Below are 5,285 nucleotides of genomic sequence, written 5' to 3'. Positions count from 1 at the left end.
GTCGCGCATGAAGTAGCACTTGAGCCAGGCTTCGACGTCGCGCGAGGCTTCGTCCGCACGACGCTCGTTGGCCGAGCAATGCAGGCCGAGTTCTTCCCAGATCGCCACGTTGTTCGAACGCGTGCGGCCGCGCTTTTCGTCGTCGGCCTGCTGCATCGTGCGGGCGCGCGGCGACAGGGCCGTATTCAGATCGACGCCATGCGGCGCTTCCGGCGTGTACTTGCGACCCTGCAGGACCGCGTAGATCGCACGGTGCGTCAGCAGATCGGGGTAGCGCCGGATCGGACTCGTAAAGTGCGCGTACGCCTCATACGCGAGACCGAAGTGGCCGATATTGTCCGGACTATAGACAGCCTGTTGCATCGAGCGCAGCAACATGGTCTGCAGCATCTGCGCGTCGGGCCGGTCGCGAATGTGCGCCATCAACGCGGCGTAGTCGCTTGCATGCGGCGAGTCGCCGCCGCCCAGCGTCAGGCCCATGCCGCGCAGGAAGGTGCGCAGGTTCTCGAGCTTTTCGGCGGTCGGTCCGGCGTGCACGCGGTACAGGCCCGGGTGCTTGTTGCGCTTCATGAAGTCGGCTGCGCAGACGTTCGCGGCCAGCATGCATTCTTCGATCAGCTTATGCGCGTCGTTGCGCGTGCGCGGGATGATCTGCTCGATCTTGCCCTGCGCATTGCAGACGATGTAGGTCTCAGTGGTGTCGAAGTCGATCGCGCCGCGTTTTTGCCGGGCTGCAAACAGCGACTTGTACACGCCATACAGATTCTGCAGTTGCGGCAACAGCGCGGCGCGGCGCGTTGCTTCCGGTCCCTTGGTGTTCTTCAGCACCGCGGCGACTTCGGTATAGGTCAGGCGCGCCGACGAGTGCATCACACCCGGATAGAACTGGTAAGCCTTGATCTCGCCACGCGCCGTGATCACCATGTCGCACACCAGCACACAGCGGTCGACGTGCGGATTCAAGGAACACAGGCCGTTGGAGAGCTTCTCCGGCAGCATCGGAATCACGCGGCGCGGGAAGTAGACCGAGGTGCTGCGTTCGATCGCATCCACATCGAGACCGCTCTTCGGATGCACGTAGTGCGAGACATCGGCGATCGCCACGATCAGGCGGAAACCGTCGCCCTTGCCGACCGTGATCGGCTCGCAGTACACCGCATCGTCGAAGTCGCGGGCGTCTTCACCGTCGATCGTGACGAGCGGTACATCGCGCAGGTCGACGCGATGGCGAATATCCACGGGACGCACTTCGTCCGGGAGCCTCGCGGCGTCGTCGAGCGCAGCCTGGCTGAACTCGTGCGGCACGCCGTACTTGCGCACGGCGATTTCGATTTCCATGCCGGGATCGTCGATATCGCCCAGCACTTCCACCACACGGCCGAGCGGCTGCGAATGGCGGCTCGGGAAATCCGTCAGTTCGACCACCACCACCTGGCCGACCTTGGCCTTCTTGGTGTTCTGCGTGATCAGGATGTCGTGGCCGATGCGCTTGTCTTCGGGCGCGACGATCAGCGCACCGTTCTCGTTCAGGAGGCGCCCGATCACGCGCTTGTTGGCGCGGTCCGTGACTTCGACGATATGGCCTTCGGGCCGCCCGCGCCGGTCATAGCCGACGATCCGCGCGAGCACGCGGTCATTGTGCATGACCTTCTGCATCTCGCCGGTGGGCAGGAACAGATCGTCCTGACCGTCGTCGCGCACGAGAAAGCCAAAGCCGTCGCGATGGCCCTGTACGCGGCCGCCGACGAAATTGGACGGATGTGTGAGCTGATAGAGATTGCGCTGATCGAGCCGGATCTGGCCGTCTCGCTCCATGGCCGCGAGACGCTTGAAAAACCCTTCGCGCTCCTGGCGCTTGATCGACAACGCTTCGGCAATGTCATTCGCTGCAAGCGGCGCTTCACTCGTGCGGAGCACGCCGAGGATTTCCTCGCGGCTCGGAATCGGATACGGATATTTGCTCAAGGGCTTGTCGATGATTTTTTCTCGTTGCATGGACGTCGGTCGGCGTTATGACGCGGCTCTGTTGCACCTGCGGTTGACTGCTCGGGTCTGGCTCATTCAAGGTTGAGTCCGACGGGCTTGGGCACCGTGCCAACGAAACTACTGCGAGGCATTCTAACACCCGTATTGCGCGCCAAGCGGCGTGTCAATACTTGCTGCGATCCTTGCTGCGAACCGCAATCCGACGCCATGCGGGGGCGTTCTCGAAATGCTTGACAGCTTTGAAGCTGTCGCTATAATAGCGGTCTCTGCTGTACAGACACCTGCCCAGGTGGCGAAATTGGTAGACGCACTAGGTTCAGGTCCTAGCGGTGGCAACACTGTGGAGGTTCGAGTCCTCTCTTGGGCACCAGATTCAAAAGTAAAGCCGCTTCCGAGCGGCTTTACTTTTTGTGTGGAGCTTTGCGGTTCGTTTGAAGTTGCTTCGAATGAATAGTGGAGTATCGGCAGTACGGGAGTCAGTATCGAGCTCGATTCGGTACTTGCAGGTCCCGGCGGTGCAATGAAGCGATTGTTGAAGCCCCATTGACACGCTGAATCGTCCCGTTAAAATAGCGTTTTAGCTTGAAAATGTGCCCAGGTGGCGGAATTGGTAGACGCACTAGGTTCAGGTCCTAGCGGTGGCAACACCGTGGAGGTTCGAGTCCTCTCCTGGGCACCATCAGTTGTTCCGGCGTAAGCCGCAGAAGTTCGAGAAACCCCATAAGATCAACGTCTTACGGGGTCTTTTTTTGCCTGCTCGGACCAGCAACGGCATCGTATGCCGGCAGATGGAGTCGGGCTCCGAATGACTGGGTCAGCGTTTTCACCCCGGTTCGCCCGATTCGCTTCGAAGATCCTCGGCAATGAAATCGACAAACGCGCGAATCCTGTTGGACATCTGAAGCCGTTGCGAATAGACGGCGAAGATATCCGCGTTCGGCGTGTCGTGCTGAGGCAATACGGGCACCAGCGAACCGTCAGCCAGATACTGTTTGATGTCCCACTCGGCCCGCATCAGGATGCCGTGTCCTTCGAGCGCCCACTTCACTGCGATTTCCCCATCATTCGTCGTCAGCGTGCCGTTGATACGCACGGCCTCCGTTTTACGTGATGCGCCCTTGCCCGAAGTCAGACGCCACACGCCGTATGCCTCGTCGCCCTGGCGGATGCCGATGCAGTTATGCCGCGTCAGATCGTGCGCAGTCATCGGCATTCCACGTGAGGCGATGTACGAAGGCGCGGCACACAGCAAGCGCCGGTTCGTTGCCAGACGACGTGCGACCACCCGCGTATCGGGCGGCTCGCCGAAGCGGATACAGACATCGAACGTATCGTCCGTCAGCGGAGGCGGCGTGACCGATAGCTGAAGCTGAACCGATACTTGCGGATGCTTCGCGACAAAACGCGAAACCGCAGGGGCGACATGGCTGCGCCCAAAACCAAGCGTCGCGTTCACGCGCAGCAATCCCCTCGGACTTTTCTTCGCGGTACCCAGCAGTTCGGCCAGTTCGTCGATCTCGTCGAGAATCCGGCGCGCGTGCTCGAGGTAAAGCTCGCCCTCCGGCGTGAGCATCATCCGCCGCGTCGTGCGGTTGACCAGTACTACACCCGCGCGGCTTTCCATCTGCGTCAAATGCTTGCTGACAGCAGCTGCCGTCAGTCCTAGTTCCCGCGCGGCGGCGCTCAGGCTGCCGGACGCCGCAAGTGTCGAGAAAAAGCTCAAATCCGACGGATCGACCGTATCTCGCATGGCTTTCACTTGTGAATGAAAGTTAAAGATGCTTTGAGCATAGCACCGGTTTTTATGTCGGAAGATAGGTAAAGTTCATTCACTTGCATAGCACCCAACGGACGGAGACATGAAAACCTATCGCATCGCGACCATCCCCGGCGACGGCATCGGCAAGGAGGTCGTACCCGCCGGCGCGCAGGTCCTCGAAGCACTGGCAAAGACGACGAGGTCGTTCGCATTCGAATTCGAGAACTTCGACTGGGGTGGAGACTACTACCGCGAGCATGGTGTCATGATGCCCGCCGACGGGCTCAACGCGATCCGCGATAAGGACGCGATCCTGTTCGGCTCAGCCGGGGATCCTGACATTGCCGATCACATCACGTTGTGGGGTCTTCGCCTCAAGATCTGCCAGGGCTTCGACCAGTACGCTAACGTGCGTCCGACCCGCATCCTGCCGGGCATCGATGGACCGCTCAAACGCTGCAAGCCCGAGGACCTGAACTGGGTCATCGTCCGCGAAAACTCGGAAGGCGAATATTCCGGCGTAGGCGGACGCGTGCACCAGGGACACCCCATCGAAGCCGCGACGGATGTGTCGATCATGACGCGCGCAGGTGTCGAGCGGATCATGCGTTTTGCGTTCCGTCTCGCGCAGTCCCGTCCGCGCAAATTGCTGACGGTCATTACGAAGAGCAACGCGCAGCGTCATGCCATGGTGATGTGGGACGAGATTGCACGGGAGGTCTCGAAGGAATTTCCGGACGTCAAATGGGACAAGGAACTGGTGGACGCATCGACCGCCCGCATGATCAACCGCCCGTCCACGTTGGACACGATCGTCGCCACCAATCTGCACGCCGACATCCTCAGCGACCTCGCCGCCGCACTCGCCGGCAGTCTCGGCATTGCACCGACAGGCAATATCGACCCGGAACGCCGCTATCCGTCGATGTTCGAGCCCATCCACGGCTCCGCGTTCGACATCATGGGCAAGGGACTGGCCAACCCGGTGGGCACGTTCTGGTCGGTTGTGATGCTGCTCGAACATCTGGGCGAATTCGACGCGGCGAAACGCGTGATGCAAGCCGTCGAAGCGGTGACTGCTGACGCGTCGCTGCACACCCGTGACCTTGGCGGCACGGCAACGACCGCACAGGTGACAGCGGCCGTCTGCTCGTTCATTGAAAGAGCCGCGGCGCCCTCGACCAACGCGGCCTAACCCGCTTCAGCGGCTCCGCCGAAGCCTGGATTGCACGGCCCGCACCCCCCTGATAACCGGCAGGGACACGGCGGCGGCGAGCACCTTGCGACCCGCTCGATCCAGTCCCGGCGGCGGATTCCCCGCCCCGCCCGTCACAGCACCTTGCCGGGATTCAGGATGCCGAGCGGATCGAGCGCCGCCTTGATGCGGTGCATCAGCGCGATTTCCGTATCGCCGCGCGTGCAACCAAGATACGGACGCTTCAGCGCCCCGCTGCCGTGCTCCGCCGAGATCGATCCGTCCATGGCCTGCACGAGCGCATAGACGCAGTGATCGAGCGCGTCCACTGTCGAGCCGTCCATC

Annotated in this window: 4 protein-coding genes and 2 tRNA genes; 3 read left to right on the top strand and 3 right to left on the bottom strand. The window is 61.4% G+C overall.

What is annotated here, in order from left to right; genetic code table 11:
- Nucleotides 1-1,995 (bottom strand): ribonuclease R (gene rnr, locus M0954_RS19095; RefSeq protein WP_297354911.1); only part of this gene is annotated, 1,995 nt, incomplete at its 3' end.
- A gap of 274 nt (nucleotides 1,996-2,269) precedes the next feature.
- Between rnr and M0954_RS19090 the strand changes: the two genes are divergently transcribed.
- Nucleotides 2,270-2,356: transfer RNA gene (locus M0954_RS19090), tRNA-Leu, on the top strand.
- A gap of 222 nt (nucleotides 2,357-2,578) precedes the next feature.
- Nucleotides 2,579-2,665 (top strand) — tRNA-Leu (locus tag M0954_RS19085).
- A 144-nt stretch (nucleotides 2,666-2,809) separates the two neighbouring features.
- On the opposite strand, the gene M0954_RS19080 is transcribed toward M0954_RS19085, so the two are convergent.
- Nucleotides 2,810-3,736 carry a LysR substrate-binding domain-containing protein gene (locus M0954_RS19080; protein ID WP_122154479.1) on the bottom strand — a complete coding sequence of 309 codons (927 nt, stop codon included), beginning with the start codon at nucleotides 3,734-3,736 and terminating at the stop codon, nucleotides 2,810-2,812.
- A gap of 109 nt (nucleotides 3,737-3,845) precedes the next feature.
- On the opposite strand from M0954_RS19080, the gene M0954_RS19075 reads away from it, so the two are divergent.
- A complete protein-coding gene (locus M0954_RS19075; RefSeq protein ID WP_297354908.1) occupies nucleotides 3,846-4,940 on the top strand; it encodes a tartrate dehydrogenase in 1,095 nt (364 codons plus the stop codon).
- Nucleotides 4,941-5,074: 134 nt separating this feature from the next.
- Here the strand turns inward: M0954_RS19075 and M0954_RS19070 are convergent.
- A partial coding sequence (locus tag M0954_RS19070; protein ID WP_297354906.1) for an FAD-linked oxidase C-terminal domain-containing protein occupies nucleotides 5,075-5,285 on the bottom strand: 211 nt, incomplete at its 5' end.

The organism is Paraburkholderia sp., assembly GCF_026225065.1.
In the GTDB taxonomy this organism is placed as follows: domain Bacteria; phylum Pseudomonadota; class Gammaproteobacteria; order Burkholderiales; family Burkholderiaceae; genus Paraburkholderia.
This window is presented reverse-complemented; position numbering and strand designations above follow the sequence as displayed.